Origin of the sequence: Psychrobacter sp. TB20-MNA-CIBAN-0197 (assembly GCF_040309765.1) — a bacterium.
GTDB lineage: Bacteria > Pseudomonadota > Gammaproteobacteria > Pseudomonadales > Moraxellaceae > Psychrobacter > Psychrobacter submarinus.
This window is the reverse complement of record NZ_JBEOPC010000385.1, coordinates 1-284: the sequence shown is the minus strand read 5'-3', so window position 1 is coordinate 284 and position 284 is coordinate 1. Positions and strand designations below refer to the sequence as shown.

Below are 284 nucleotides of genomic sequence, written 5' to 3'. Positions count from 1 at the left end.
CTCAATAACTTAACGCCTCGTTTGATGCGCCAATCACCTGATAAAAAACTCGCTTCAGCAAGCCATCAACTCTCGCAATTACAAGCTAGGCTAAACCAAGCTATACAGCATCAGTTACAACAAGCGAATAATAGCTTAGCACTGCAAGCAAGCAGGTTAGACTCGGTAAGTCCGCTTAATGTTTTACCGCGCGGTTATAGCATCACTAAAACACAGCAAGGAAAAGTAGTTAACTCTGTGGGGCAAATTAAAACAAGGCCTGTTTGAGTTACAGAGTTATACGA

Annotated in this window: 1 protein-coding gene; it reads left to right on the top strand. The window is 42.3% G+C overall.

What is annotated here, in order from left to right; genetic code table 11:
- The coding region (locus AAEY83_RS14150) for an exodeoxyribonuclease VII large subunit (RefSeq protein WP_351059810.1) at positions 1 to 267 on the top strand (267 nt) is incomplete at its 5' end.
- Positions 268 to 284: the final 17 nt, after the last annotated feature.